General features: G+C 42.4%; 25 protein-coding genes. 20 read left to right on the top strand and 5 right to left on the bottom strand.

What is annotated here, in order from left to right:
- Positions 1-48: 48 nt before the first annotated feature.
- From HNQ82_RS03895 to HNQ82_RS03880, 4 genes are read left to right on the top strand one after another with little or no spacing between them, the layout of a single operon-like run.
- The gene (locus HNQ82_RS03895) at positions 49-1,560 is read left to right on the top strand and encodes a Ppx/GppA family phosphatase (RefSeq protein WP_183247284.1); all 1,512 of its coding nucleotides are present in this window, start codon (positions 49-51) and stop codon (positions 1,558-1,560) included.
- A gap of 2 nt (positions 1,561-1,562) precedes the next feature.
- A complete protein-coding gene (locus HNQ82_RS03890) occupies positions 1,563-3,650 on the top strand; it encodes an RNA degradosome polyphosphate kinase (protein ID WP_183247282.1) in 2,088 nt (695 codons plus the stop codon).
- Positions 3,651-3,658: 8 nt separating this feature from the next.
- Positions 3,659-4,048, top strand: coding sequence for a fluoride efflux transporter FluC (locus HNQ82_RS03885; RefSeq protein WP_246348857.1), 390 nt, complete (start codon positions 3,659-3,661; stop codon positions 4,046-4,048).
- The gene (locus tag HNQ82_RS03880; protein WP_183247280.1) at positions 4,045-4,377 is read left to right on the top strand and encodes a fluoride efflux transporter FluC; all 333 of its coding nucleotides are present in this window, start codon (positions 4,045-4,047) and stop codon (positions 4,375-4,377) included. Before HNQ82_RS03885 ends, HNQ82_RS03880 begins: the two co-directional genes overlap by 4 nt.
- On the opposite strand, the gene HNQ82_RS03875 is transcribed toward HNQ82_RS03880, so the two are convergent.
- Positions 4,372-5,220, bottom strand: coding sequence for a metallophosphoesterase (locus tag HNQ82_RS03875; RefSeq protein ID WP_183247278.1), 849 nt, complete (start codon positions 5,218-5,220; stop codon positions 4,372-4,374). The two genes, HNQ82_RS03880 and HNQ82_RS03875, sit on opposite strands and share 6 nt — an antisense overlap.
- Positions 5,221-5,365: 145 nt before the next feature.
- On the opposite strand from HNQ82_RS03875, the gene fadH reads away from it, so the two are divergent.
- The 9 genes from fadH (at position 5,366) to HNQ82_RS03830 (ending at position 11,801) form a co-directional block, all read left to right on the top strand.
- Positions 5,366-6,121 carry a 2,4-dienoyl-CoA reductase gene (fadH, locus tag HNQ82_RS03870; protein ID WP_183247277.1) on the top strand — a complete coding sequence of 252 codons (756 nt, stop codon included), beginning with the start codon at positions 5,366-5,368 and terminating at the stop codon, positions 6,119-6,121.
- A gap of 249 nt (positions 6,122-6,370) precedes the next feature.
- Positions 6,371-7,585, top strand: coding sequence for an EAL domain-containing protein (locus tag HNQ82_RS03865; protein ID WP_183247275.1), 1,215 nt, complete (start codon positions 6,371-6,373; stop codon positions 7,583-7,585).
- 42 nt (positions 7,586-7,627) lie between these two features.
- Positions 7,628-7,861 (top strand): hypothetical protein, encoded by a 234-nt coding sequence (locus tag HNQ82_RS03860; RefSeq protein ID WP_183247273.1) that lies wholly within the window; start codon positions 7,628-7,630, stop codon positions 7,859-7,861.
- Between the two features lie 99 nt (positions 7,862-7,960).
- Positions 7,961-8,200: a YkuJ family protein gene (locus HNQ82_RS03855; protein WP_003396622.1), complete on the top strand. Its 240-nt coding sequence runs from the start codon at positions 7,961-7,963 to the stop codon at positions 8,198-8,200.
- 107 nt (positions 8,201-8,307) lie between these two features.
- Positions 8,308-8,727, top strand: a complete 420-nt coding sequence (cbpB, locus tag HNQ82_RS03850) for a cyclic-di-AMP-binding protein CbpB (protein ID WP_183247333.1) — start codon at positions 8,308-8,310, stop codon at positions 8,725-8,727.
- Positions 8,728-8,788: 61 nt separating this feature from the next.
- Positions 8,789-9,496 carry a 2,3,4,5-tetrahydropyridine-2,6-dicarboxylate N-acetyltransferase gene (gene dapD / locus HNQ82_RS03845; protein ID WP_183247270.1) on the top strand — a complete coding sequence of 236 codons (708 nt, stop codon included), beginning with the start codon at positions 8,789-8,791 and terminating at the stop codon, positions 9,494-9,496.
- A 42-nt stretch (positions 9,497-9,538) separates the two neighbouring features.
- Positions 9,539-10,681 (top strand): N-acetyldiaminopimelate deacetylase, encoded by a 1,143-nt coding sequence (locus HNQ82_RS03840; RefSeq protein ID WP_183247268.1) that lies wholly within the window; start codon positions 9,539-9,541, stop codon positions 10,679-10,681.
- On the top strand, positions 10,678-11,136 hold the full coding sequence (locus tag HNQ82_RS03835; protein WP_183247266.1) for a TlpA family protein disulfide reductase: 459 nt from the start codon (positions 10,678-10,680) through the stop codon (positions 11,134-11,136). Before HNQ82_RS03840 ends, HNQ82_RS03835 begins: the two co-directional genes overlap by 4 nt.
- Complete coding sequence (locus HNQ82_RS03830) at positions 11,136-11,801, top strand: potassium channel family protein (protein WP_183247264.1); 666 nt, start codon at positions 11,136-11,138, stop codon at positions 11,799-11,801. The genes HNQ82_RS03835 and HNQ82_RS03830 overlap by 1 nt, the downstream gene beginning before the upstream one ends.
- Positions 11,802-11,910: 109 nt before the next feature.
- On the opposite strand, the gene HNQ82_RS03825 is transcribed toward HNQ82_RS03830, so the two are convergent.
- The 3 genes from HNQ82_RS03825 to HNQ82_RS03815 all read right to left on the bottom strand — a co-directional run bounded on the left by HNQ82_RS03825 (position 11,911) and on the right by HNQ82_RS03815 (position 14,307).
- Positions 11,911-12,132: a hypothetical protein gene (locus tag HNQ82_RS03825; protein WP_183247343.1), complete on the bottom strand. Its 222-nt coding sequence runs from the start codon at positions 12,130-12,132 to the stop codon at positions 11,911-11,913.
- Between the two features lie 295 nt (positions 12,133-12,427).
- Complete coding sequence (rnjA, locus tag HNQ82_RS03820) at positions 12,428-14,095, bottom strand: ribonuclease J1 (protein WP_183247262.1); 1,668 nt, start codon at positions 14,093-14,095, stop codon at positions 12,428-12,430.
- Entirely contained in the window at positions 14,092-14,307 is a 216-nt protein-coding gene (locus HNQ82_RS03815) for a DNA-dependent RNA polymerase subunit epsilon (protein WP_183247260.1), read from the bottom strand. The genes rnjA and HNQ82_RS03815 overlap by 4 nt, the downstream gene beginning before the upstream one ends.
- A gap of 565 nt (positions 14,308-14,872) precedes the next feature.
- Here HNQ82_RS03815 and HNQ82_RS03810 point away from each other — a divergent pair.
- From HNQ82_RS03810 to HNQ82_RS03800, 3 genes are all read left to right on the top strand, one after another.
- The gene (locus HNQ82_RS03810; RefSeq protein WP_183247258.1) at positions 14,873-15,922 is read left to right on the top strand and encodes a hypothetical protein; all 1,050 of its coding nucleotides are present in this window, start codon (positions 14,873-14,875) and stop codon (positions 15,920-15,922) included.
- Between the two features lie 38 nt (positions 15,923-15,960).
- A complete protein-coding gene (locus HNQ82_RS03805; RefSeq protein WP_246348854.1) occupies positions 15,961-16,851 on the top strand; it encodes a hypothetical protein in 891 nt (296 codons plus the stop codon).
- 190 nt (positions 16,852-17,041) lie between these two features.
- Positions 17,042-17,818 (top strand): Cof-type HAD-IIB family hydrolase, encoded by a 777-nt coding sequence (locus HNQ82_RS03800; RefSeq protein WP_183247257.1) that lies wholly within the window; start codon positions 17,042-17,044, stop codon positions 17,816-17,818.
- A 30-nt stretch (positions 17,819-17,848) separates the two neighbouring features.
- Here HNQ82_RS03800 and def read toward each other — a convergent pair whose 3' ends face one another.
- The gene (gene def / locus HNQ82_RS03795; RefSeq protein ID WP_183247255.1) at positions 17,849-18,403 is read right to left on the bottom strand and encodes a peptide deformylase; all 555 of its coding nucleotides are present in this window, start codon (positions 18,401-18,403) and stop codon (positions 17,849-17,851) included.
- 383 nt (positions 18,404-18,786) lie between these two features.
- Here def and pdhA point away from each other — a divergent pair, with 383 nt between their 5' ends.
- From pdhA to lpdA, 4 genes are read left to right on the top strand one after another with little or no spacing between them, the layout of a single operon-like run.
- A complete protein-coding gene (gene pdhA / locus HNQ82_RS03790; protein WP_141653478.1) occupies positions 18,787-19,893 on the top strand; it encodes a pyruvate dehydrogenase (acetyl-transferring) E1 component subunit alpha in 1,107 nt (368 codons plus the stop codon).
- A gap of 3 nt (positions 19,894-19,896) precedes the next feature.
- Positions 19,897-20,874 (top strand): alpha-ketoacid dehydrogenase subunit beta, encoded by a 978-nt coding sequence (locus tag HNQ82_RS03785; RefSeq protein ID WP_012575447.1) that lies wholly within the window; start codon positions 19,897-19,899, stop codon positions 20,872-20,874.
- 49 nt (positions 20,875-20,923) lie between these two features.
- Complete coding sequence (locus HNQ82_RS03780) at positions 20,924-22,219, top strand: dihydrolipoamide acetyltransferase family protein (RefSeq protein WP_183247252.1); 1,296 nt, start codon at positions 20,924-20,926, stop codon at positions 22,217-22,219.
- 4 nt (positions 22,220-22,223) lie between these two features.
- Positions 22,224-23,636, top strand: a complete 1,413-nt coding sequence (gene lpdA, locus HNQ82_RS03775) for a dihydrolipoyl dehydrogenase (protein ID WP_183247250.1) — start codon at positions 22,224-22,226, stop codon at positions 23,634-23,636.
- The last annotated feature ends 15 nt before the right edge of the window (positions 23,637-23,651 follow it).

The following is a 23,651-nucleotide window of genomic DNA, read 5'->3' as shown; positions in this document are numbered from 1 at the left end:
TTTATGTTTTTGGAAAATTTTCAATTTATTTTTTAGGGAGGTTGAACGTTGAAATACGGTATTATTGACATTGGTTCCAATACGATGCGTCTAGTCATTTACGAACAAAGTAAAAGCGGTCGTTTGCGCGAGCGAGAAAACGTAAAAATTGCCGCTCGCTTGCGCAACTATTTAACCGAAGACGGTTGGTTTACTGAGGAAGGATTGCACGTTCTTTTAGACGGGCTTCTTACGTTTCAAGACGTGACGCGCTTTCATCGATTGCACGATGTGAAATGTGTCGCAACGGCAACGATTCGTCAAGCGCGCAATCGCGACGATATCGTTCGTATCGTTGCGGAACGAACGGATTTTCACATTCGTATTTTATCGGAATATGAAGAAGCGTACTACGGTTTTTTAGCTGTCATTCAATCGACATCGTTTTATGAAGGAATTACGATCGATATTGGTGGGGGAAGTACGGAAGTGACGTATTTTCACAATCGTGAACTTGTCGATTATCATAGTTTTCCGTTTGGTGCGCTATCGTTAAAGCGTGAATTTGTCGCTGGAAACGTGCCGACCGACGAAGAACTACAAACGTTACGAGCATACGTCGAAAAACAATTTCAATCGCTTCCGTGGTTAAAACAACGAAAACTTCCGATCATTGCGATTGGTGGAAGCGCCCGCAACGTCGTACAAGTACATCAAATGTTGCAAAACTATCCAATTGCTGGCATTCATCAATATGAAATGAATCGTGAGCATATCGTTCAAGTAAAAAAATATTTGCGCGCGCTTACATTTGAACAACTTCAAAAAGTGGAGGCGTTATCGAAAGATCGGGCCGATTTAATTATTCCTGCCGTTGAAGTATTTCAAACGTTATATGAAACGGTCGATGCGACGATGTTCATTTTAAGTCGAAAAGGATTGCGTGACGGCATTTTTTATGAACAGTTTGGCCCGATCATTTTTCCCAGCGTATTAGATGAAAGTTTTTTTGAATTAGCCCAAGATTACGAAGTGAATACAAACCATGTGCAGCACGTATTAAAACTAGTTATCCAACTGTTTGAACAAATGCGTTCGCTTTCGCTTTTCCCATTGACAGGCGAAGACCTCGTTCTATTAAAACGCGCTACCCATGTGTTTTATTTAGGACAATATGTCGATGAAGAAGCGAGCAGCCAACATACGTTTTACCTTTTAGCTAATCGAACGATTGATGGATTAAGCCATCGCGATCGTGTACAGTTAGCTCTTGTTGCGTCGTTTAAAAATAAAACGTTGTTTAAACAATACGTCCAGCCGTTTCACACATGGTTCACACGTGCTGAACAAAAAAAGCTTCGTTTTCTTGGCGCCTTATTAAAATTTGCTTATAGTTTAAACGACACGAAGCGAAATATTGTTAACCGTCTACAACTTGACATGCAACAAGAAACGATCGTCATACACATTTTTTGCAGTCAATCGTTTAAGGCGGAAGAGTATCAAGCAGAAAAACATAAAAAGCATGTGGAAAAAATGTTAAAACGCCCGATTCAATTACAGTTTCATTTGGAGGGATGAGAATGGATTTTAGTCATCCGCGTTATTACAACAACCGCGAATTAAGTTGGCTAGCGTTCAACGAGCGCGTCTTGCAGGAGGCGATGGACGAACGCAACCCGTTATTAGAACGATTGAAATTTTTAGCGATTTTCAGCTCGAATTTAGATGAGTTTTTCATGGTGCGCGTCGCTGGCTTAAAAGATCAAGTGAAAGCGGGCTTTAATAAGCCAGAAAATAAGGCAGGATTAACGCCGAAAGAACAGTTGAAAAAAATTGCGAAAAAAACGCATGAGCTCGTTCAGTTGCAGTACGACATGTACAACCGGACGTTATTGCCGATGTTGCATAAGGAAGGGGTATATTTGCTTGCGCCAAACGAATGGAGCGATGAGCAACGAACGTATTTACAAACGTATTTTATGAAAAATATTTTTCCTGTGTTAACGCCGATGGCTGTTGATGCGTATCGTCCGTTTCCGATGTTGTTAAACAAAAGTTTAAACTTAGCGATCGTTCTTGAAGATGATGAAGAAGATGATGACGATCGAAAAAAATTAGCAATTGTACAAGTGCCTGCTGTGTTACGTCGTTTCATTCCTTTGCCTACACATAGCGGCACGCACGTTTATGCGCTATTAGAAGATGTCATTACGACATTTATTTATACGTTATTTAAAGGATATACCGTCTCATCTGTGACGCAATTTCGCATTACACGCAACGCGGATTTAACGATTCATGAAGAAGGGGCACGGGACTTATTAAAAGAAATTGAAAAAGAGTTAAAAAAGCGAAAATGGGGCGCTGCGGTGCGACTAGAAATGAGCAAAAAAGGATTCGACGAATGGGTGCTTGACTATTTATTAGATGAGCTAGAAATTCATGAAAAAGATGTGTACAACATCGACGGACCCATTGATTTAACATTTTTATTTTCGTTTTATCATGAAGTAGCACGATACAAAGAACATTTGGTTTTTGAAACGCTCATTCCACAACCGCCAAAAGATTTAGATGATGACGAAGACATATTTGAAAAAGCAAAAGAGCACGATTTATTGTTCCATCATCCGTACGAGTCGTTTGAACCGGTTATCGATTTTATTTCCGATGCGGCAGATGACCCGGATGTGTTAGCGATCAAACAGACGTTATATCGCGTGAGCGGAGATTCACCGATTATTGAAGCGTTGAAGCGTGCGGCGGAAAACGGGAAACAAGTGACTGTTCTCGTTGAATTAAAAGCGCGGTTTGACGAAGAAAATAACGTCCAATGGGCAAAAGAGCTTGAAAAAGCAGGTTGCCACGTCATTTACGGCATGACGCATTTAAAAACGCATAGTAAAATTACATTAATTGTTCGGCAAAAACAAGGAAAAATTGAACGGTTCGTTCATTTAGGAACAGGCAATTATAACGATGCGACTGCGAAAGTGTATACGGACTTCGGCTTTATTACGGCGAATGAGCAATTTGGAGAAGATGCGACAAACTTTTTCAATTATTTAAGCGGTTATATGGAAAAGCCACCGTTTCATCATTTATCCGTCGCTCCGTTTGATTTACGGCAACAATTTTTACAACTCATTGATGAAGAAATTCGTTACCATAAACAATACGGTGACGGTCGCATTATCGCGAAAATGAACTCGCTGACAGATAAACAGCTCATCATGAAGCTATATGAAGCGTCGCAAGCGGGGGTACAAATTGATTTAATTGTGCGCGGCATTTGTTGTTTACGTCCACAAATTGAAGGAGTAAGTGAAAATATTCGCGTCCGCAGCATCGTCGGCCGCTTTTTAGAACATAGTCGCGTATATTATTTTCACCATCACGGACAAGCGCGCGTCTTTTTATCGTCTGCCGATTGGATGACGCGCAATATGGATCGGCGCATTGAAATTTTGTTCCCGATTTTCCGCCAACCATTAAAAGAGCGGCTTATCGAAGTGTTGCACATGTTGCTTTCTGATAATGTCAAAGCGCGTGAACAAAACGAACATGGGGAATATCATTATGTGAAACGAAAAGATGGGGAAGAAGAAATCGATAGCCAAATGATACTATTTCAAATGGCTTACGATGTCGCAGATGATGAAGAATGAGGTGATAGATGATGAAAGAAAGTGGGGCAGTCGCCATAGGCGGAGCGTTCGGCGCGTTATGTCGTTACGGTGTGGCGCTTATCTTCCCATTTCTCACATTTCCATGGGGAACGTTAATGGTCAATTATATCGGTTCATTTTTGCTCGGTGCGCTGACGTCTTACGTCGGAAAACGGAAAATGGCTGAATGGTTGCGGCTTGCGATCGGTACAGGATTTTGCGGCGGATTGACGACGATGTCGACGTTTAGTAAAGAAACGGTGACGTTATGGCATACACATGCTGCATTAGCGAACGGATATGTACTTATATCTTTTGTTGGCGGTTTGCTTCTTTGTTATGCGGGCGTATATGTCGGTGAACGAGCAGGCGGAAAACAAGTAGGTGGACTGTCATGATGTATGTAGCACTTGGTGGGGCATTAGGAGCGTGGTGTCGGTATAAGCTTGGCATATGGCTGTTGCGTTGGACAAAACAGTCACCTGTTCCACTATCCATTTTGTTCATCAACTGGCTCGGTTCATTCGGGCTCGGTTTTGTTCTTTCGTCTGGCGTTCAATCGATTGGGGTGACAGTCGGGTTTTTCGGAGCGTTTACGACGTTTTCAACATTTAGCGTGGAAGCACTTCAACTCTTATTGCATAAACAACATAAAGAAGCGTTTATTTATATCAGTGCGTCAGTCGTCGGAAGCATATTGTTGTTTCAAGCCGGGTTTATGTTATAACCCGGCTTTTAACGTAAATAATGTAAGTTCTGGTGGCGTTAAAAAGCGAAATGGCATGCGCGTCGTACCAAGACCGCGATTGACGTACAATGTAAGCTGCCCGACGTCGTAAAATCCTTCCACGTATCGTTTCGCTAACGGAGGAGTGACAACTGGACCGATCCACGGTAGTTGAATTTGTCCACCATGGCTATGACCGGACAGTTGAAGGTGAAACGGATATACGCTTGCTTGCGTCACAAGATCGGGTTCATGAATTAAAGCGATCGTATACGTTTCTTTTGGCATATGTTGCACCGTTTTTGCGAAATTTGGCTTACCGAGCATGAAATCATCTAACCCGGCAATGACAATTTGTTCACTACCTTGTTTGACATATACCCATTCGTTTACAAGTAAACGAAATCCACTCGTGTTCATCATTCGTTTATATATGTCTGTGCCGTATCCACCATGATCGTGATTGCCATAAATGCAAAATTTTCCGAGTGGAGCGTGAAGTTGGGAGAGTAGCGATGTAATCGCATCGACATGTGCATATTTGTTCGGCTCATCAAGCAAATCGCCTGTAAAACAAATAAGATGTGGCTTTAAGTCGTTCATTCGTTCGACGACTTGTTGAAAATGACGAACGGTATAATGATAACCGATATGCACATCGCTAAATTGGAGCAGTCGACACCCGTCAAAGCTTTTTGGAATGAGGGGATGCACGACATCGTAATGATGCACCGTCAGCCGTCGCGGTTCAATATATTTCGCATACATATATCCTGCCGTTGAAAGCAATGCCCCTTTGACAACTAAAGAGAAAAACGTTTTCAAAACATCTCGTCGTTTCATTCGCTTCAAACCTTATACGTAAAATGTTCTTCACTCATTATAAAAGAAAAAAGTTGATAAAAACAGTAAAAATAATATTAAAAATTTTCTAAATATATAGTACAATAAAAATGAATGAATAACCATTCATAAAGGGGATGAGGAAATGAACGGAAAAGTCATTATTGTGACAGGCGGTTCAAGCGGTATGGGGAAATATATGGCGAAGCAGTTCGCGGAACAAGGGGCGCATGTCGTTATTACAGGAAGGCGAAAAGAAGCGCTCGAGGAGGCAGCAAACGAAATTGGCGAAAGAGTGTTGCCGATCGTTATGGACGTGCGTAAGCCAGAATTAGTCGCTGCGATGGTCAAAGAAACGGATGAACGCTTCGGAAAAATTGATGCGTTAATTAACAATGCTGCTGGCAACTTTATTTGCCCAGCGGAAAAGTTATCCATTAACGGCTGGAATAGCGTCATTGACATCGTCTTAAACGGCACGTTTTATTGTAGTCGAGAAGTTGGAAACTATTGGATTGAGAAAGGGCAAAAAGGGTCAATCATTAATATTGTCGCTACATACGCTTGGGGAGCAGGGGCGGGCGTCATTCATTCCGCGTGCGCCAAAGCAGGCGTATTAACGATGACGCGTACGTTAGCGGTTGAATGGGGAAAAAAGTACGGTTTTCGCGTGAACGCCATCGCCCCGGGACCCATTGAGCGAACAGGCGGGGCAGAAAAGCTCATTTTATCAGAAGAAATGGAAAAGCGCGTAAAAGATAGCGTACCGCTCGGTCGCTTCGGGACGCCAGAGGAAATTGCCGGCGTCGCCTCATTTTTACTTTCCGATGCCGCTGCCTACATTAACGGCGAATGTATTACCGTTGACGGCGGTCAATGGCTTAATCAACATCCGTTTTAATGCGACGTTTCTTGACGTCGCTTTTTTTTGAAAGATAAGAAAGTATAAAATTTCAGATTTAGGGAGCTGTCTAGCTCCAAGCGCCATCGGCTCAAGTCGCTTCGCCCCACACTGCGGCGGCGACAGCCTCCTCGGTGGGGCTTGTGCGCTCTTCGCCGATAGGCGGGCGCTTTGCGCTTTTCTTATACGATGAACGTGCGCATTTCTTATGATATAATGAGTGAAAAAAACGGGGGAGGAGGCGTCGTTTTGGATGCGCTAGACATTTTAACACATATCGATCAAGTTGTTCCGTATTATCAACCGATTTTTAGCGCCGATGAGCAATGTATTGTTGGTTATGAAGTGCTTGGTCGCTTTCAACATGGCAATGAAGTCGTCAGCCTCGGCCCATTTTTTCACGACGAAACGATTCCAGAAGAATTTCGCATGGAAGTTGATCATGCGGTGACGACGAAAGCGCTCGAACAGTTCGTAAATGAACAGCCTGCGTCACTCATTTTTATTAACCGCGATGCCAATGTGTTAATGATTGACCGCGGTGAATCATTTTTACAACTGCTTTTTCAATACAAGGAAAAAGGGCTGTCGCTCAATCAAGTCGTTCTTGAAATTACGGAACATCATTTTAAAGGCGACATTCAACAACTCGGGCACGTGCTCACATATTTGCGTACATACGGCATTCGAATTGCGGTCGATAACATCGGAAAAGAAAGTAGCAATTTAGATCGCATTCGTTTGTTAGCCCCCGATTTGTTGAAAATTGACTTGTATTCGTTGCGCACGTCAGCGACAACCGTATCATACGACGATGTACTATATTCCATTTCGCTTTTAGCACGAAAAATTGGTGCGACACTTTTGTATGAAGACATTGAAAACGCCTTTCAGCTACAATATGCGTGGCGAAACGGCGGACGATATTATCAAGGCTATTATTTGCACGAACCTTCGCCAACATTCCTTCCGAAAGATTTATTAAAAGAACGGTTGCGCGACCAATTTCATACGTTTATTCAACATGAAAAAAAGAAACTGCAGGCGTTATACGATATTTCTGAACAATTTCAAGCGCGCATATCAGAGCTTGTCGCTAAACATAAAAAGGCATCATCGTTTAATGAGCTCATTTCCGCCTTAGCAAAACAGTTAAGCGATTGTAGTTTTCGCATTTACGTATGTGACGAAGACGGTTTTCAACAGTCGGCGAACATGTTTAAAAAAGAAGATACGTGGGAATTACAGCCGCAATATGAAATGAAAAACTGGAGCTGGCGACCGTATTTTCTCGAAAATATCATTCGCATGCGCTCACGCAAGCGCGGCATTTTATCTGATTTATATAGCGATATTGAAACAGGGGAAATGATTCGCACGTACTCGTACCCAATTGACGAGCATCATTATTTATTTATTGATTTAACGTATGAGTATTTATTTGAACATAATGCTCATCTGTAATAAAACGTCGCTTGCGGTGGAAAAGTAAATATGAGGTGAGTGATGATGGATACATTTTCATGGATGCTTTTGCTAATCGCAAGCGGGGTATTAGTCGGAGGGCTTATATATACGTATCAAGTTGGTAAGCGGCAAAAAACGCAAGGCGAATACGATACGAGCGTTGGCGAAAAGGTGGCTGCTCATCCGTATGTGCGCAATCCAGTTTTTATTGCATACATCGTGTTTGTTGCCCTTTTACTCGGTTATATTGCATACGTCGCGCTTCAAATGTAAGCCCGCTTTTGTGGGCTTTCGTTTTTGTTTACTTTTTCCGCGATTCTTGGTACAGTAGTGAATAGTCGTTGAAATACGTATCGGAAAGGAATGAACGTCATGTCGCAATTATTAGGCATTATTCAACGCTTAATTAGCTTACAAGAACAAAAAACAGGAACGAACGAAGCGCCGCAACGCAATTTTGAAGTGAACGGTGAAAAAAAATGTAGCGTCACATATTACGAAAAAACAAACACGTTCGTATTAGAAGTGTACGAAAAAGGAGAAAAGCCGAAATCGTATCAATTTGACAACATTGATATGATCGCCATCGAAATTTTTGATTTGTTGAATTAAGTCTTCACATGTGTGAAGGCTTTTTTGCTTTACTTCTCGCTTTTCCTTATTGAAATGAACATGGTACAATGACAAATGGGGATTATATCGTGAAAGGCGGAATGACGATGCAACAACCACCGCTCATTGACTTGATGATTCCGTCCGATAAAGTAGCGCACGTGCAAGTGGGGAATCATTTAGAACACGCATTATTAGTATTGACGCGCACAGGATATTCGGCTGTTCCTGTGTTAGATATGACGTACAAACTGCAAGGGCTCATTAGTATGACGATGATTATGGATGCGATTTTAGGCATTGAGCGCATCGAGTTTGAGCGACTAGAGACGATGAAAGTTGAACAAGTGATGCAGCGCAACATTCCGCGCTTACATGTGAACGATTCATTTTTAAAAGCGTTGAAGTTGCTCATTGATCATCCATTCGTTTGCGTCGAAAACGATGCCGGCTACTTTGCAGGGATTATGACCCGTCGCGAAATATTAAAACGGTTTAACCGTTCGATGTACGAAAAGCGACAATAAGCTTGTCACTGCTTGTTTCATTTGTTAAAGTAAAAAATAAAGCGATAAGGAGGAAATGACGATGATGATGGATGCGAATGAAATTATTTCATTTATTCAAAACAGTAAAAAGAAAACCCCTGTGAAAGTATACATAAAAGGAGATATCGCCGACATCGACTTCGGCCCGAGTGCGAAAACGTTTATTACCGGTCAAACAGGTGTCGTATTTGGCGAATGGGTGGACATTGAAGCAGCGATTGAAGCAAACAAACATAAAATTGAAGATTACGTTGTCGAAAACGACCGTCGCAATTCAGCCATCCCGCTTCTTGATTTAAAACATATAAAAGCGCGCATCGAGCCGGGAGCGATTATTCGCGATCAAGTGCAAATTGGTAACAACGCGGTCATTATGATGGGTGCTGTCATTAACATCGGTGCCGTTGTTGGCGAAGGTACAATGATTGATATGAACGCTGTGCTCGGCGGACGTGCGACAGTAGGGAAAAACTGCCACGTCGGTGCAGGGGCAGTTCTTGCCGGTGTCATTGAGCCACCATCAGCGAAACCGGTCATCGTTGAAGACGACGTCATGATCGGAGCAAACGCAGTCATTTTAGAAGGCGTAACGGTTGGAAAAGGCGCGGTCGTTGCCGCTGGGGCAATTGTCACAGAAGATGTGCCGCCATATACGGTTGTCGCAGGTGTGCCAGCGCGCGTCATTAAACAAATTGATGAAAAAACGAAAGCAAAAGTAGAAATTAAACAAGAACTTCGTCAACTATAAAGCGTGGATCGATTCCACGCTTTTTTCAAAAGGAGGAGCGAAATGGGCGAATTTATTGCGATTCGTCGCGATTTACATCAAATTCCTGAACTCGGCTTTCAAGAGTTTAAAACACAACAATACATATTGAATTATATTGCAACGCTTCCGCAAGAACGAATACAAATTAAAACGTGGAGAACAGGTATTTTCGTTCGTGTCCTCGGCACAGCGCCAACGAAAACGATCGGTTATCGCGCCGATATGGACGGATTGCCGATTGACGAACAAACGGACGTCCCGTTTCGTTCAACGCATGAAGGACGCATGCACGCTTGTGGGCACGATATGCATATGGCCATTGCGCTCGGCGTCCTTACCTATGTTGTTCATCATCCAATTTGTGATGATATGCTGTTTATTTTTCAGCCAGCGGAGGAAGGGCCGGGTGGAGCGCTTCCGATGCTTGAAAGCGATGAAATGAAACAATGGATGCCCGACATGATCCTCGCTTTGCATATCGCTCCACAGTATCCGGTCGGAACGATTGCGACAAAAGAAGGGTTGTTGTTTGCGAATACGTCCGAGCTGTTTATTGATTTAATCGGCAAAGGTGGGCATGCCGCATTCCCGCACGAAACGAAAGATATGGTCGTTGCGGCCAGCGCCTTAATTATGCAACTGCAAACGATCGTCTCGCGCAACGTCAATCCGCTTGATAGTGCTGTTATTACAGTTGGCAAACTGACGAGCGGTACAGTACAAAACGTTATTGCAGAACGTGCGCGGCTAGAAGGAACGATTCGTACGCTTTCACCTGAAGCGATGGAAAAAGTGAAAGGGCGCATCGAAGCAATCGTGCGCGGCATAGAAGTGGCTTACGAATGCGAGGCACATATCGATTACGGTTCGATGTATTATCAAGTGTACAACGACGAGACATTAACGAACGAATTTATGCAGTTTGTTGAAAAAGAAACAGACGTCCGCCTCGTTCGTTGTCAAGAGGCAATGACAGGTGAAGATTTCGGCTACATGCTTGCGCGCATTCCGGGCTTTATGTTTTGGCTCGGTGTACAGTCGCCGTTCGGTTTGCATCATGCGCAATTAAATCCGAACGAACAAGCCATCGATGTCGCCATCCAACTACTCACTCGTTACGTCACTTGGAAAGGAAATCATCATGCAAAGGAAGAAGAACGATGAAATTACGAGAACAAATGCCATCATTAGACGGAGCAACGATCGTATTGAATGGACACGTCACTCGCGAACAGCTCATCGGGAAACCGACGCTCGTTCATTTTTGGGCGGTGAGTTGCCATCTTTGTAAAGATGGAATGAAACAAGTCAATGCTTTTCGCGATCGCTATCAAGATGAATTACACGTCATTTCCATTCATATGCCACGGCGCGATGGCGATGAGAACGTAGAAGTCGTCAAACAGCTAGCTGAACAATACGGCATGACCCATCCGATTTTCATTGACAACGACCATCGGTTAAAAGAGGCGTTTGATAATCGCTGTGTGCCAACGTATTATATATTTGATGCAGACGGTAAACTTCGTCATTACCAAGCAGGCAGTGGCGGTGTGAATATGCTAGAAAAACGGCTTTTACGTGTGCTTGAAGAAAACCGAACAAGAGGGGATTTTTGATGAAGAAAAAAGAATTTGCTGTCATTGGCCTCGGACGATTTGGCGGTAGCGTATGTCGTACGTTAAGCGAACAAGGCATGGAAGTGCTTGCGATTGATATAAACGAAGATAAAGTGAACGAATACGCGTCCATTGCCTCGCAAGCGGTCGTTGCTGATTCAACCGATGAGAACGTTCTAAAAAGCTTAGGCATTCGCAACTTTGACCACGTCATCGTCGCCATCGGTGACAACATTCAAGCGAGCATTTTAACAACGCTAATTTTAAAAGAGCTTGGCGTTGAAAAAATTACAGTGAAAGCAACGAACGATTATCACGAAAAAGTATTGAAAAAAATTGGAGCAGACCATATCGTTCATCCAGAACGAGATATGGGTGAACGAATTGCTAACAATATGATTTCAAACAACGTGCTCGACTATTTAGAACTATCTGATCGCCATAGCATCGTTGAAATTGTCGCAAACGAACAGCTTCATGGCCATTCGCTTCTCGAGTTAGACATTCGCGCGAAATACGGCATTAACATTGTCGCGATTAAACGAAACAACGACATTATCGTTTCACCGCTTGCATCAGAAATGATTTACGAAGGCGACATTTTAATTGTCATCGGTGCGGATCACGATATTGACCGCTTTGAAAACGAAGTTGTTGGGGAATAAGAAAAGAAGGTGTCCAAACGGGCACCTTCTTTTCAACAGTCTGAAAGACAGAGTATATCTCCGTCTTTTTCACGAGGTATAGTTATTTATGAAATTTACATTTGTCATTTCAAGGATTCTTTACTTTTTTCTCTTCTAAATATTTTAATTGGATTATTAACATAGACCTTTTCTTTTTTATAGGTACTTTATATTGTGACCAGTCGGTAATCGAAAAAAATTCTTCCTTGATAAAATAAATTTTAAAATGTTCAGACATCTCTTCGTACTCCAATCCAAAAAAAGAAGCGGATACCCCGCTTCTTTGTTGAAAAGTTTTCGAGTCCGCCATTTGTTAGTCGCCTGCGGATGGGCGACAAGTTTTTAAACCATTTGTCTAGCCTTTTGTCACCGCCATTTTTAACGGTGGCGAAAAGCCAATCGTAGGTAACTAAAACACCCTACATCTGTATTTTCATTATATTCAACGGAATTTATTCTGTCAATGAACATATTTGACAGGCTCCTTATTGTACCAAGGCACGAACCCGTCTTTTTTCTCCCACAAATTGAAATATTTGAAGGTAAAGGAGAAAATGTATTTCAACGTTTTAAAAAGAAGGTGTCCAAACGGGCACCTTCTTTTTTTATACTTCCATAATAATCGGTAAAATCATTGGTTTTCGCTTCGTTTTTTCGTATAAAAACGGTGCGAGTGTATCAGTAATTTCCGTTTTAATGTCCGACCATTGATTTGTTCCTTGTTCAAGCAACTGTTGTAAATGTTTGGCGATTAGTTGTTGCGCATCGCTAATTAAATTGCCTGATTCACGCATGTAGACGAATCCGCGTGAAATAATGTCTGGACCCGCAGCAATTTTCATTTCTTTCATATTAATGCTTACAACGACAATGACGAGTCCTTCTTCTGACAAAATGCGGCGGTCGCGCAAAACGATGTTGCCGATATCGCCAATGCCGCTTCCGTCAATATACACTGAGCCAGACGGAATTTTGCCGACAATGCTTGCTCCTTCTTCACTAATGCCAAGTACATCGCCGTTGTCCATAATAAAGCAATTTTCTTCTGGCACACCGCAATCAACCGCAAGTTTCACATGCATTTTTTGCATGCGATATTCCCCATGAATCGGCATAAAATATTTCGGTTTCATGAGACGAATCATCAACTTTTGTTCTTCCTGCCCACCGTGACCAGACGTATGAATGTCGCTAAGCGGTCCGTGAATGACTTCCGCTCCTGCGCGGGCGAGCATGTTAATGATGCGGTTGACGCTTACTGTATTGCCCGGAATCGGTGAAGATGAAAAGACGACCGTATCGCCCGGCATAATTTGAATTTGGCGATGTGACCCATTGGCGATGCGCGATAACGCTGCCATCGGCTCCCCTTGGCTTCCGGTGCAAAGAATCGTGACGCGATGGGCAGGAAGGCGATTAATTTGCGCTGCATCGACAAACGTATCTTTCGGACATTTAATGTAGCCAAGCTGTTGTCCAATTTCAATGGCTGCTTCCATGCTTCGTCCGAATACCGCAATTTTCCGATTGTTTAATACTGCTGCTTCCGTCACTTGTTGTAAGCGGTGAATGTTCGAAGCGAACGTTGCGAAAATAATGCGCCCTTGCACTTTTCGGAAAATGTCATGAATGCTTTCGCCGACGCGTCGTTCTGACATTGTAAAATGTGGAATTTCGCTGTTTGTACTATCCGACAATAAACAAAGAACGCCTTCTTTTCCGATCTCAGCCATTTTCGTTAAGTTTGCTGGCTCACCAACAGGTGTAAAGTCAAATTTGAAATCGCCCGTATGCACAATTTGACCGACTGGCGTTTTAACAACGATCCCGTAGCTATCCGGAATGCTATGGGTTGTACGGAAAAAAGTGACCGCTGTTTTTCCGAACGAAATGACATCATCTTCCTTAATTTCAATCAGTTTCGTTTGACGAAGCAATCCGTGCTCTTCTAGCTTGTTGCGAATCAGTCCGAGCGCTAGCTTCCCGCCATAAATCGGTACGTTCACTTGGCGAAGCAAATACGGAATGCCGCCAATATGGTCTTCATGTCCGTGTGTAATAAATAGCCCTTTAATGTTTTCTGCATGTTTCACTAAATAGCTATAATCAGGAATGACGTAATCAATTCCGAGCAATTCATCTTCGGGAAACTTAATGCCGGCATCAATGACGATAATTTCGTCTTCATACTGCACGCCATATGTATTTTTCCCGATTTCGCCTAGACCGCCGAGAGCGAAAACACCAACTTGTTTATTTTTTAAAATGTTCATTGTTCAATCTCCAATACGTGAAAATCAGGGTTTTGTTGCTCGTACGCTAAATGCGCCCCCTCAAGCGGTTGAATGTATTCAATATTGATATGACGGTCTTGTAATTTTCGGCGTACATCTCGCTCGCTTTCCGCTTCAATATAGAGCGTCTTCGTTTTTTCTCTTACCGGCACTTCATCGATCGTATCTTGGTAAAACACTTTAAAAATCAACATTCATCTCTCCTTATGTGTCATATTGCTTTTTTATTATGTTCCCTTTTAAAAAGTAAAGCGATGTGTAGCTCCGGACGCTTTCCGCTTTTCTTATTATATATAAAAAGTGGGGAATGGGAAACAAAATTGAAAAGAAGCCCTTCGATCGAAGGGCTCGTACAACTATGCAATGGATTTTCTGCGCAAAAGTTCTTTCCATTGTTTGAGCAGCTTGCGTTTCAACTTTTTCAACATGACGCATCACTCCTCACTTTTATTGTATCCGATTTTGTCGGAAAGTAAATGTGTTCTCTTATTATTTATTATAAGGAGATGATCGACAAATTTTGCATGGGAAAATATACATGGTTCTAACCTATTCACTACCGTATGCATGGTGGACAAGATGTTTTCTTAAATAATCATGTATTATTAACGTGAAACGCTTTTTGATGAGTGAAAAAGCACGTCAGCATAGCAAAAAGTTTTTGCCACTCAGCATGTTGACGTTTTTTTTTATATAATTAAGAAAATTCTTATATAATTATTTGAAGGTTAAATAAATTGTAGTGGGGGAGATTTAATGAGAAAAGTTTTGCTTAGTTTGTTTGTTTTGGTGATGTTCTACATTTTATCTACAGGATCCTCGACTTCCGCTACCATCATCACCGATGATAAAAAGGTTAAGGATGTAAATGAAATGTTAGAGTTGCTTGGTTTTTCTAAAGAAGATGTTAAAGATCTAAAAGCGAACAAGGTCGATGTAGCAGATATAAATTTTCAAAATGAAGGCACAAGAAATTTGAAACTAAGAAAGAAGGATATCTTATTTTTAGCTCACTTTGGGTTTACTAAGGAGAGAATTGAGCATTTCACGCTAAATGACTGGGATCATTTTAAGAATATGGAGCAACCTGAATTGATAGATGTAAATGTTTCGTACTTTAAAATTGATGGAAATAATGGGGAACTCACTCCTATAACGAAATATGAGTTTGAGAAAAACAAAAAACAGCGGGATGAGTATTATAACAAAATAAAAAATAATCCACAATTAGTGACAGCCTCTTTATGTGATCCAGACAATACTTGCCAAGGATCAAACTCATCGTCTATGCTGAAACTTACTGTTGCGGTTACCCATTCGTCAAAATATGCAATTGTATCTGATTTTGATTGGGTAAACGATTCGAATGAGCGACACGTTGATTTATTCGGAACTGGACATAAGAAGGCATTGACTGTAGATTATAAATCAATATTTGGAAGTTGGACGACGAAGTACTATGACAATTATGGTTACGTAGCAGGAAGAACCTCTCATTTTAATGGTGCGACATATAAATTTTCGACAGGATATGTTCACAAATTGGATAGAAATTCTTCTGATCATCAAGAATTTTGGCAGTATAATGGAAAGTGGATACGTGCACAAGATGATTCAGGATATACGTATGCCGAATTTGAGTGGAGTTCTGGAGCGAATTCTTCTGCATATGCTAATTATACTCATATGAAAACGGGATGGAGTTCTTCATTTAGTGTGTCGATGCCGCTAGGAGCGTCAATTTCTGTTTCGGGAACAACTAGTTACGTACAAATACCAAATGCTGCAGTTTCTTTTACGAGATAAAACGATGTTGTAAAGATATAGTGAAGGGTGGCTTTCTGTTGAAACGAATCCTTAGTTATTTGTTGTTGTGTACAATGCTAGCTGGTTGTGATCATCAGGGGATGTATTCACAGGGTCAGCATTTGGATGAAAAAAGACAAGGTTTTAATAAAGAAGAGATCGAAAGTCTCATTAGAGAGCCGGAAAAAGTGAATAATACAATTAACTCACAGTTTAAAAACAAAGATATTGTGAATTTATTTTTGCTCGGGTTGACGAAAGAAGAAATGAAACACATGGGTAGTGAGGAGTTGCGCTTCTTCAGCAATAAAATTTCAATAGATAAATGGAATCACCTAAATGAGCAAACGTTGAGAGACATTTTCAAAAAGCAGACAAAGAATCAAATCATTCAATGTGATCTCTATAAACAGATGTTATGCACAGCATCGACAATTTACACGATTCAAAAAAAGAAAGTGATGGAATTAACGATGTCTATTTCTTTGCTCAATCGAAAAGAGTCTCGATATGCTGTCGTTTTGTCATATAGATGGCTTACAAATCCACAAGAAAAGAAGGTGGATTTTTACGGAGTTTTGACAACGGAAAATGCGGTCGTAGATTATCAAAAGCTTCACAGCGTTTACAAGACATATCGAGAGGAGTCTCACATCAGCACAAAACATTACAATAAGCCTTATCAATCTTCTGTTAGTGGCTATGTCATAAAAAATTCTTTGAACAAGGAAAATAATCGGCATTTTGGCTATTTGTATGCCGAAATCGTACCCTCAGATCGTACGCATAAATATATTGATGTTGAGGGGTTTTATATACATGCTAATGAAGACAACTCCTTTTCTTTTCAAGATATTCTTGATGCGGGCGTGAATGATGATACGATGATGTTCAAGTCTCCGATTACCCGAATTGCAATCCAAAAGTGACGAGTAGAATGAAGTAAAGTTTAAAGGGAGCGCTTTTAAACAAGCGCTCCTTTTAATTTTGCATAATGAATTCACCCATTTTTGAAAATGAGTTGAACTGGTGGTGAAGAGATTGCTAACCATTTCGTTGACAATATTGCGCAATTCCGTTACGGTAAGTTTGTGCACTTTTACACGAGGAGCGAGAAACATGGAGAGAAAAATCGTCTTTTTTGATATTGACGGAACGTTGTTAGATCATGATAAACAGCTGCCGAAATCGACGTATGAGGCGATACATGAATTAAAAAAGCAAGGGGTATATGTGGCAATCGCAACCGGGAGAGCGCCGTTTATGTTTGAATGGTTGCGAAAAGAACTCGATATTCAATCATTTGTCAGCTTTAACGGACAATATGTCGTTTTTGAAGGGGAAGTGATTTACAATCAACCGCTTGATCGCGAACAGCTCGGCGCATTAAAGAAAATGGCGCACAATCATGACCATCCGCTTATTTTTATGGACGCGGATACGATGCGCGCAAGTGTTGCGGATCATCCGTACATTCACGAAAGCATGGGAAGTTTAAAATTTACCCATCCACCGCATGATGAAACGTATGACGAACGAAACGACATTTATCAAGCGCTTTTGTTTTGTAAGCCGGAAGAAGAACAGCCGTATATTACATCGTTTCCGACGTTTCACTTCGTTCGTTGGCATGCGGTTTCAACCGATGTATTGCCGTATGGCGGATCGAAAGCAGAAGGAATTAAAAAAATGATTGCCGAACTAGGCATTCCGCGCGAAAACGTCTATGCGTTCGGCGATGGATTAAACGATACGGAAATGTTACGTTTTGTCGGCACAGGGGTAGCGATGGGAAATGGGCATGAAGAAGCAAAAAAAGTGGCTGATTTCATTACAAAGCCAGTCGATGAAGACGGCATTTTATTCGGATTACGTCATCTTGGTTTGTTAAAATAAAAGGGCTCCGTCATGGTAGCCCTTTTCTTATTATCGTTCAATCGGAATGGCGCCAGCTGGCACGTCGTACGGATGTTGTTTATTAATATGATCATAAAACATAATGCCGTTTAAATGGTCAATTTCATGTTGAAATACGATGGCAGGCAATCCTTTTAAGCGCAGCTTCACCGTTTCGCCTTCAAGCGTCGTTCCTGTAACGGTAATACGCATATAGCGCGGCACGTAACCAGGAATCGCTTCATCCACAGACAGACAACCTTCTCCGCTCGTTAAATAGCACATCTCGACTGAATGACTGACGATTTTTGGATTAAATAGCGCATAGCTATGCAATGTTCCTTTCTCATCCGTCACGTGCACAGCAATCATCCGTTTGGAAACGTTAATTTGCGGTGCGGCTAAGCCGATGCCCGGACGAAGCCCATATTTTTTCGCTACATCGGGATGTTGGCTCATTTTCACATACTCCAATAAACTCGCTAAAATGCGACGATCTTCTTCAGAAGGGGGAAGTGGCACTTCTTCAGCTACTTTTCGCAACGTCGGATGGCCATCTTTAATAATATCTTTCATCGTAATCACGTACCTTCACTCCTTATCCGCAAAGTAGACTACGTTTTATTATGGGGCATTATATGCAAAAGTGCAATCTGCGTACAAACATACATAAGCACGTTGTAAAACAGAAATAATACAGATTGAGAAAAATAAGTATAACAGATTCATAACACAGTTAAAATTTTCTAAATTTCATTTTTATATAGAAGGTGATAAGCAAACTCATTGACGAGCGTTGTCGAACGGTGTAAACTTAAAGTTGTAAAAAAACAGTTGTATTAATCACAATGGCTTTTTTCATTAATACAGCTTTTCATACACAAAACGTTGTAAAAACGAATCGTTTTTGGGCAAATTAAAAGGAGCATCATTTTATGCGTTGAAAAAGAAAGGATGAGGTGAACAACATGGGTAAAAAGCCCCTATTTGATGTGAAAAAGCAACTTGAAAAAGTCGCTGAGCAGTTCCCGACGTTTCAAATTTTAAACGAAGAAGGCGAAGTCGTAAACGAAGCGGCGATGCCAGATTTAACAGATGAGCAATTAAAAGAGCTCATGCGCCGCATGGTATATACGCGCGTGCTTGACCAACGTTGCATTTCGTTAAACCGTCAAGGACGTCTCGGCTTCTATGCGCCAACGGCAGGACAAGAAGCGAGCCAATTAGCGAGCCATTTTGCGTTAGAAAAAGAAGATTTCATTTTACCGGGCTATCGTGATGTTCCACAAATGATTTGGCATGGTTTACCACTTTACCAAGCATTTTTATTTTCACGTGGTCATTTCCATGGCAACCAAATTCCTGAAGATGTAAACGTGTTGCCACCACAAATTATTATCGGTGCCCAAATTATTCAAACAGCCGGCGTTGCGCTTGGCATGAAAAAACGTGGCAAAAAAGCAGTTGCAGTTACATATACAGGTGACGGCGGTGCATCGCAAGGGGACTTCTACGAAGGAATTAACTTCGCAGGCGCATTTAAAGCACCAGCGATCTTTATCGTTCAAAACAACCGCTTTGCGATTTCAACACCAGTCGAAAAGCAATCGGCAGCAAAAACAATCGCACAAAAAGCAGTTGCCGCAGGTATTCCGGGCATTCAAGTAGACGGAATGGACCCGCTTGCGGTATACGTTGCGGTGCGTGACGCTCGTGAGCGTGCGATTAACGGCGAAGGTCCAACGCTCATTGAAACGCTTTGCTTCCGTTACGGTCCACATACGATGGCAGGAGACGACCCAACACGTTATCGTTCGAAAGAGCTTGAAAACGAATGGGAGAAAAAAGATCCGCTCGTTCGCTTCCGTAAGTTTTTAGAAAACAAAGGATTATGGAGCGAAGAAGAAGAAAATCGCGTCATCGAACAAGCAAAAGAAGATATTAAAGAAGCGATTAAGAAAGCGGACGAAACACCAAAACAAAAAGTAACCGACTTAATGTCGATCATGTACGAAGAAATGCCAGCGTTCTTAAAAGAACAATACGAAATCTACAAAGAAAAGGAGTCGAAATAAGCCATGGCGCAAATGACAATGATTCAAGCAATCACGGATGCGTTGCGCGTAGAAATGCGCAAAGACCCGAATGTTCTTGTGTTTGGTGAGGACGTCGGTGTAAACGGCGGGGTATTCCGTGCGACAGAAGGATTGCAAGCAGAGTTTGGCGAAGACCGCGTATTTGACACCCCGCTTGCAGAATCAGGAATCGGCGGTTTAGCGATCGGTTTAGCGTTACAAGGATTCCGTCCTGTCCCTGAAATTCAGTTCTTTGGATTCGTCTATGAAGTGATGGATTCCATTTCTGGTCAAATGGCGCGCATGCGCTATCGTTCTGGCGGCCGTTTCCATGCGCCAATCACTGTTCGTTCGCCATTCGGTGGTGGCGTACATACGCCAGAATTACATGCCGATAGCTTAGAAGGGCTTGTTGCACAACAACCTGGATTAAAAGTTGTCATTCCATCGACACCATACGATGCAAAAGGCTTGCTCATTTCAGCCATTCGTGACAACGATCCGGTCATTTTCTTAGAGCATATGAAATTGTACCGTTCGTTCCGTCAAGAAGTGCCAGAAGGCGAATATACAATTCCAATCGGCAAAGCGGACATTAAGCGCGAAGGAACAGACGTATCGGTCATCACATACGGTGCGATGGTACATGAATCATTAAAAGCGGCAGCGGAGCTTGAAAAAGAAGGCATTTCTGTTGAAGTCGTTGACTTGCGCACCGTTCAACCGCTAGACATTGAAACGATTATCGCATCCGTTGAAAAAACAGGTCGTGCGGTTGTTGTACAAGAAGCGCAAAAACAAGCAGGTATTGCGGCAAACGTCGTTGCAGAAATTAACGAACGTGCGATTCTTAGCCTTGAAGCGCCAGTATTGCGCGTCGCGGCGCCAGATACAGTATATCCGTTCTCACAAGCAGAGCCAGTATGGTTACCGAACTTTAAAGATGTGATCGAAACAGTGAAAAAAGTGATGACGTTTTAATGGAGGGGACACGCCCCTCCACATTTAAGAAACAGGAGGTTGAGGTACAATGTCATTTGAATTTAAATTACCGGACATCGGTGAAGGGATTCACGAAGGTGAAATTGTCAAATGGTTCGTCAAACCGGGCGATGAAGTCAACGAAGATGATGTACTTTGCGAAGTGCAAAACGATAAAGCAGTCGTAGAAATTCCATCTCCAGTGAAAGGAAAAGTATTAGAAATTTTAGTGAGCGAAGGCACAGTCGCAACGGTTGGTCAAACGTTAATTAAATTTGATGCGCCAGGATACGAAAACTTAAAATTTAAAGGCGATCATGGCGACGAGCCAAAAGTAGAAGAAAAGGCAGAAGAAAAGAAAGAAGAAGGAAAACAAGAGCAACCAGCGCAAGCACAACCGAAAAAACGCGTCATTGCGATGCCATCTGTGCGCAAATATGCCCGTGAAAAAGGTGTCGACATTCGCCTCGTGCAAGGAACAGGTAAAAACGGTCGCGTGTTAAAACAAGACATCGATGCATACTTAGCAGGCAGTGCAGCTCCACAACCAGAAGCACAAGCGCAAACGGTAACAGAAACAGTTGCGTCAGCACAAGAACAAAAAGCAGCACCAGCTCCACAACCAGTTGTTGTTGAAGGTGAGTTCCCAGAAACACGCGAAAAAATGAGCGGCATTCGCCGAGCGATCGCCAAAGCGATGGTGAACTCGAAACATACGGCCCCACACGTCACATTAATGGACGAAGTCGATGTGACAAAACTTGTTGCGCATCGTAAGAAATTTAAAGACGTGGCAGCGCAAAAAGGCATTAAGTTAACGTTCTTACCATATGTCGTTAAAGCGTTAACGTCTGCGCTTCGCGAATATCCAGCGCTCAATACGTCGATTGACGATGCGACAGAAGAAATTATTCATAAACATTACTACAACATCGGAATCGCAGCGGATACGGATAAAGGCTTGCTCGTTCCGGTTGTTAAACATGCGGACCGCAAATCGATTTTTGCGATCGCGAAAGAAATTAACGAGCTTGCGACGAAAGCACGTGAAGGCAAATTAATGCCAAACGAAATGAAAGGTGCGACATGCACAATTACAAACATCGGTTCTGCAGGCGGTCAATGGTTTACACCAGTCATTAACCATCCAGAAGTTGCGATTTTAGGTATCGGTCGCATTTCAGAAAAGCCGATTGTGCGCGATGGTGAAATTGTCATCGCTCCAGTATTAGCGTTATCATTAAGCTTCGACCACCGCATGATCGACGGTGCGACAGCACAAAATGCGTTAAATCATATCAAACGTTTATTAAACGATCCTGAATTATTATTAATGGAGGCGTAATGCGATGGTAGTAGGCGATTTCGCAATTGAAACAGAAACTCTCGTCGTCGGTGCAGGTCCTGGCGGTTACGTCGCAGCAATTCGCGCGGCGCAACTCGGTCAAAAAGTAACGATCGTTGAAAAAGGAAACTTTGGCGGTGTGTGCTTAAACGTTGGATGTATTCCATCAAAAGCGCTCATCTCTGCCGGTCATCGTTACGAAATTGCGACACATTCGCAAGATATGGGAATTTTTGCAGAAAACGTAAAAGTTGACTTTTCCAAAGTGCAAGAATGGAAAGCAGGCGTCGTCAAAAAATTAACGAGCGGCGTGGAAGGCTTATTAAAAGGAAATAAAGTAGAAATCGTGCGCGGAGAAGCGTATTTCGTTGATGAAAATACCGTTCGCGTCATGACAGAAAATAGCGCGCAAACGTACAAATTTAAAAACGCGATTATCGCAACAGGTTCTCGCCCAATCGAGTTGCCAACGTTTAAATTTTCAAAGCGCGTCCTTGACTCGACAGGCGCATTAAACTTGCCTGAAATTCCAAAATCAATGGTCGTCATCGGCGGCGGTTACATCGGTACAGAGTTAGGGACAGCATACGCAAACTTCGGAACGAAAATTACAATTTTAGAAGGTGCAGATGAAATTTTATCTGGCTTCGAAAAACAAATGAGCGCCGTCGTTCGTCGTCGCTTAAAGAAAAAAGGTGTTGACGTCTTTACAAACGCCCTCGCCAAAGGTGTCGAAGAGCGTGAAGACGGCGTAACAGTCACATTTGAAGTGAACGGCGAAACGAAAACAATTGATGCTGAATACGTGCTTGTCACAGTCGGTCGTCGTCCGAACACAGAAGAAATGGGACTAGAACAACTCGGTATTAAAATGACTGAACGCGGCTTAATTGAAATCGACAAACAATGCCGCACAAGCGTGCCGAACATTTACGCGATCGGTGACATCGTTGCGGGTCCACCGCTTGCACATAAAGCGTCATACGAAGGAAAAATTGCTGCAGAAGCGATCGCTGGTCATCCGTCTGAAATTGATTACTTGGCGATTCCAGCTGTCGTCTTCTCTGACCCTGAATGCGCATCTGTCGGTTACTTTGAAAAACAAGCGATCGAAGAAGGCATCGACGTCATTACAGCGAAGTTCCCGTTTGGCGCAAACGGCCGTGCCCTTGCATTAAACGAAGCAGACGGCTTCTTAAAACTCGTCTTAACGAAAGACGATGGCGTCATTATCGGTGCGCAAATCGTCGGTCCAAACGCATCAGATATGATTGCGGAACTTGGCTTAGCGATCGAAGCCGGCATGACAGCCGAAGATATCGCTATGACGATTCACGCGCATCCAACGCTCGGTGAAATTACAATGGAAGCGGCTGAAGTGGCACTCGGTAGCCCAATTCATATTATTAACAAATAAAAAGAGGATGGCTTA

It is taken from the genome of Anoxybacillus tengchongensis (assembly GCF_014201585.1).
In the GTDB taxonomy this organism is placed as follows: Bacteria; Bacillota; Bacilli; order Bacillales; family Anoxybacillaceae; genus Anoxybacillus; species Anoxybacillus tengchongensis.
The sequence above is the reverse complement of the archived record's forward strand: the minus strand, read 5'-3'. Positions and strand labels throughout refer to the sequence as shown.

Excerpts from the sequence above, each read along its gene's own strand:
- HNQ82_RS03890 (WP_183247282.1), top strand. The coding sequence starts at position 1,563 with ATGGATTTTAGTCATCCGCGTTATTACAACAACCGCGAATTAAGTTGG.
- HNQ82_RS03885 (WP_246348857.1), top strand. The coding sequence starts at position 3,659 with ATGATGAAAGAAAGTGGGGCAGTCGCCATAGGCGGAGCGTTCGGCGCG.
- HNQ82_RS03880 (WP_183247280.1), top strand. The coding sequence starts at position 4,045 with ATGATGTATGTAGCACTTGGTGGGGCATTAGGAGCGTGGTGTCGGTAT.
- HNQ82_RS03875 (WP_183247278.1), bottom strand. The coding sequence starts at position 5,220 with ATGAAACGACGAGATGTTTTGAAAACGTTTTTCTCTTTAGTTGTCAAA.
- fadH (WP_183247277.1), top strand. The coding sequence starts at position 5,366 with ATGAACGGAAAAGTCATTATTGTGACAGGCGGTTCAAGCGGTATGGGG.
- HNQ82_RS03860 (WP_183247273.1), top strand. The coding sequence starts at position 7,628 with ATGATGGATACATTTTCATGGATGCTTTTGCTAATCGCAAGCGGGGTA.
- HNQ82_RS03855 (WP_003396622.1), top strand. The coding sequence starts at position 7,961 with ATGTCGCAATTATTAGGCATTATTCAACGCTTAATTAGCTTACAAGAA.
- cbpB (WP_183247333.1), top strand. The coding sequence starts at position 8,308 with ATGCAACAACCACCGCTCATTGACTTGATGATTCCGTCCGATAAAGTA.
- dapD (WP_183247270.1), top strand. The coding sequence starts at position 8,789 with ATGATGATGGATGCGAATGAAATTATTTCATTTATTCAAAACAGTAAA.
- HNQ82_RS03840 (WP_183247268.1), top strand. The coding sequence starts at position 9,539 with ATGGGCGAATTTATTGCGATTCGTCGCGATTTACATCAAATTCCTGAA.
- HNQ82_RS03835 (WP_183247266.1), top strand. The coding sequence starts at position 10,678 with ATGAAATTACGAGAACAAATGCCATCATTAGACGGAGCAACGATCGTA.
- HNQ82_RS03830 (WP_183247264.1), top strand. The coding sequence starts at position 11,136 with ATGAAGAAAAAAGAATTTGCTGTCATTGGCCTCGGACGATTTGGCGGT.
- HNQ82_RS03825 (WP_183247343.1), bottom strand. The coding sequence starts at position 12,132 with ATGGCGGACTCGAAAACTTTTCAACAAAGAAGCGGGGTATCCGCTTCT.
- rnjA (WP_183247262.1), bottom strand. The coding sequence starts at position 14,095 with ATGAACATTTTAAAAAATAAACAAGTTGGTGTTTTCGCTCTCGGCGGT.
- HNQ82_RS03810 (WP_183247258.1), top strand. The coding sequence starts at position 14,873 with ATGAGAAAAGTTTTGCTTAGTTTGTTTGTTTTGGTGATGTTCTACATT.
- HNQ82_RS03800 (WP_183247257.1), top strand. The coding sequence starts at position 17,042 with ATGGAGAGAAAAATCGTCTTTTTTGATATTGACGGAACGTTGTTAGAT.
- pdhA (WP_141653478.1), top strand. The coding sequence starts at position 18,787 with ATGGGTAAAAAGCCCCTATTTGATGTGAAAAAGCAACTTGAAAAAGTC.
- HNQ82_RS03785 (WP_012575447.1), top strand. The coding sequence starts at position 19,897 with ATGGCGCAAATGACAATGATTCAAGCAATCACGGATGCGTTGCGCGTA.
- HNQ82_RS03780 (WP_183247252.1), top strand. The coding sequence starts at position 20,924 with ATGTCATTTGAATTTAAATTACCGGACATCGGTGAAGGGATTCACGAA.
- lpdA (WP_183247250.1), top strand. The coding sequence starts at position 22,224 with ATGGTAGTAGGCGATTTCGCAATTGAAACAGAAACTCTCGTCGTCGGT.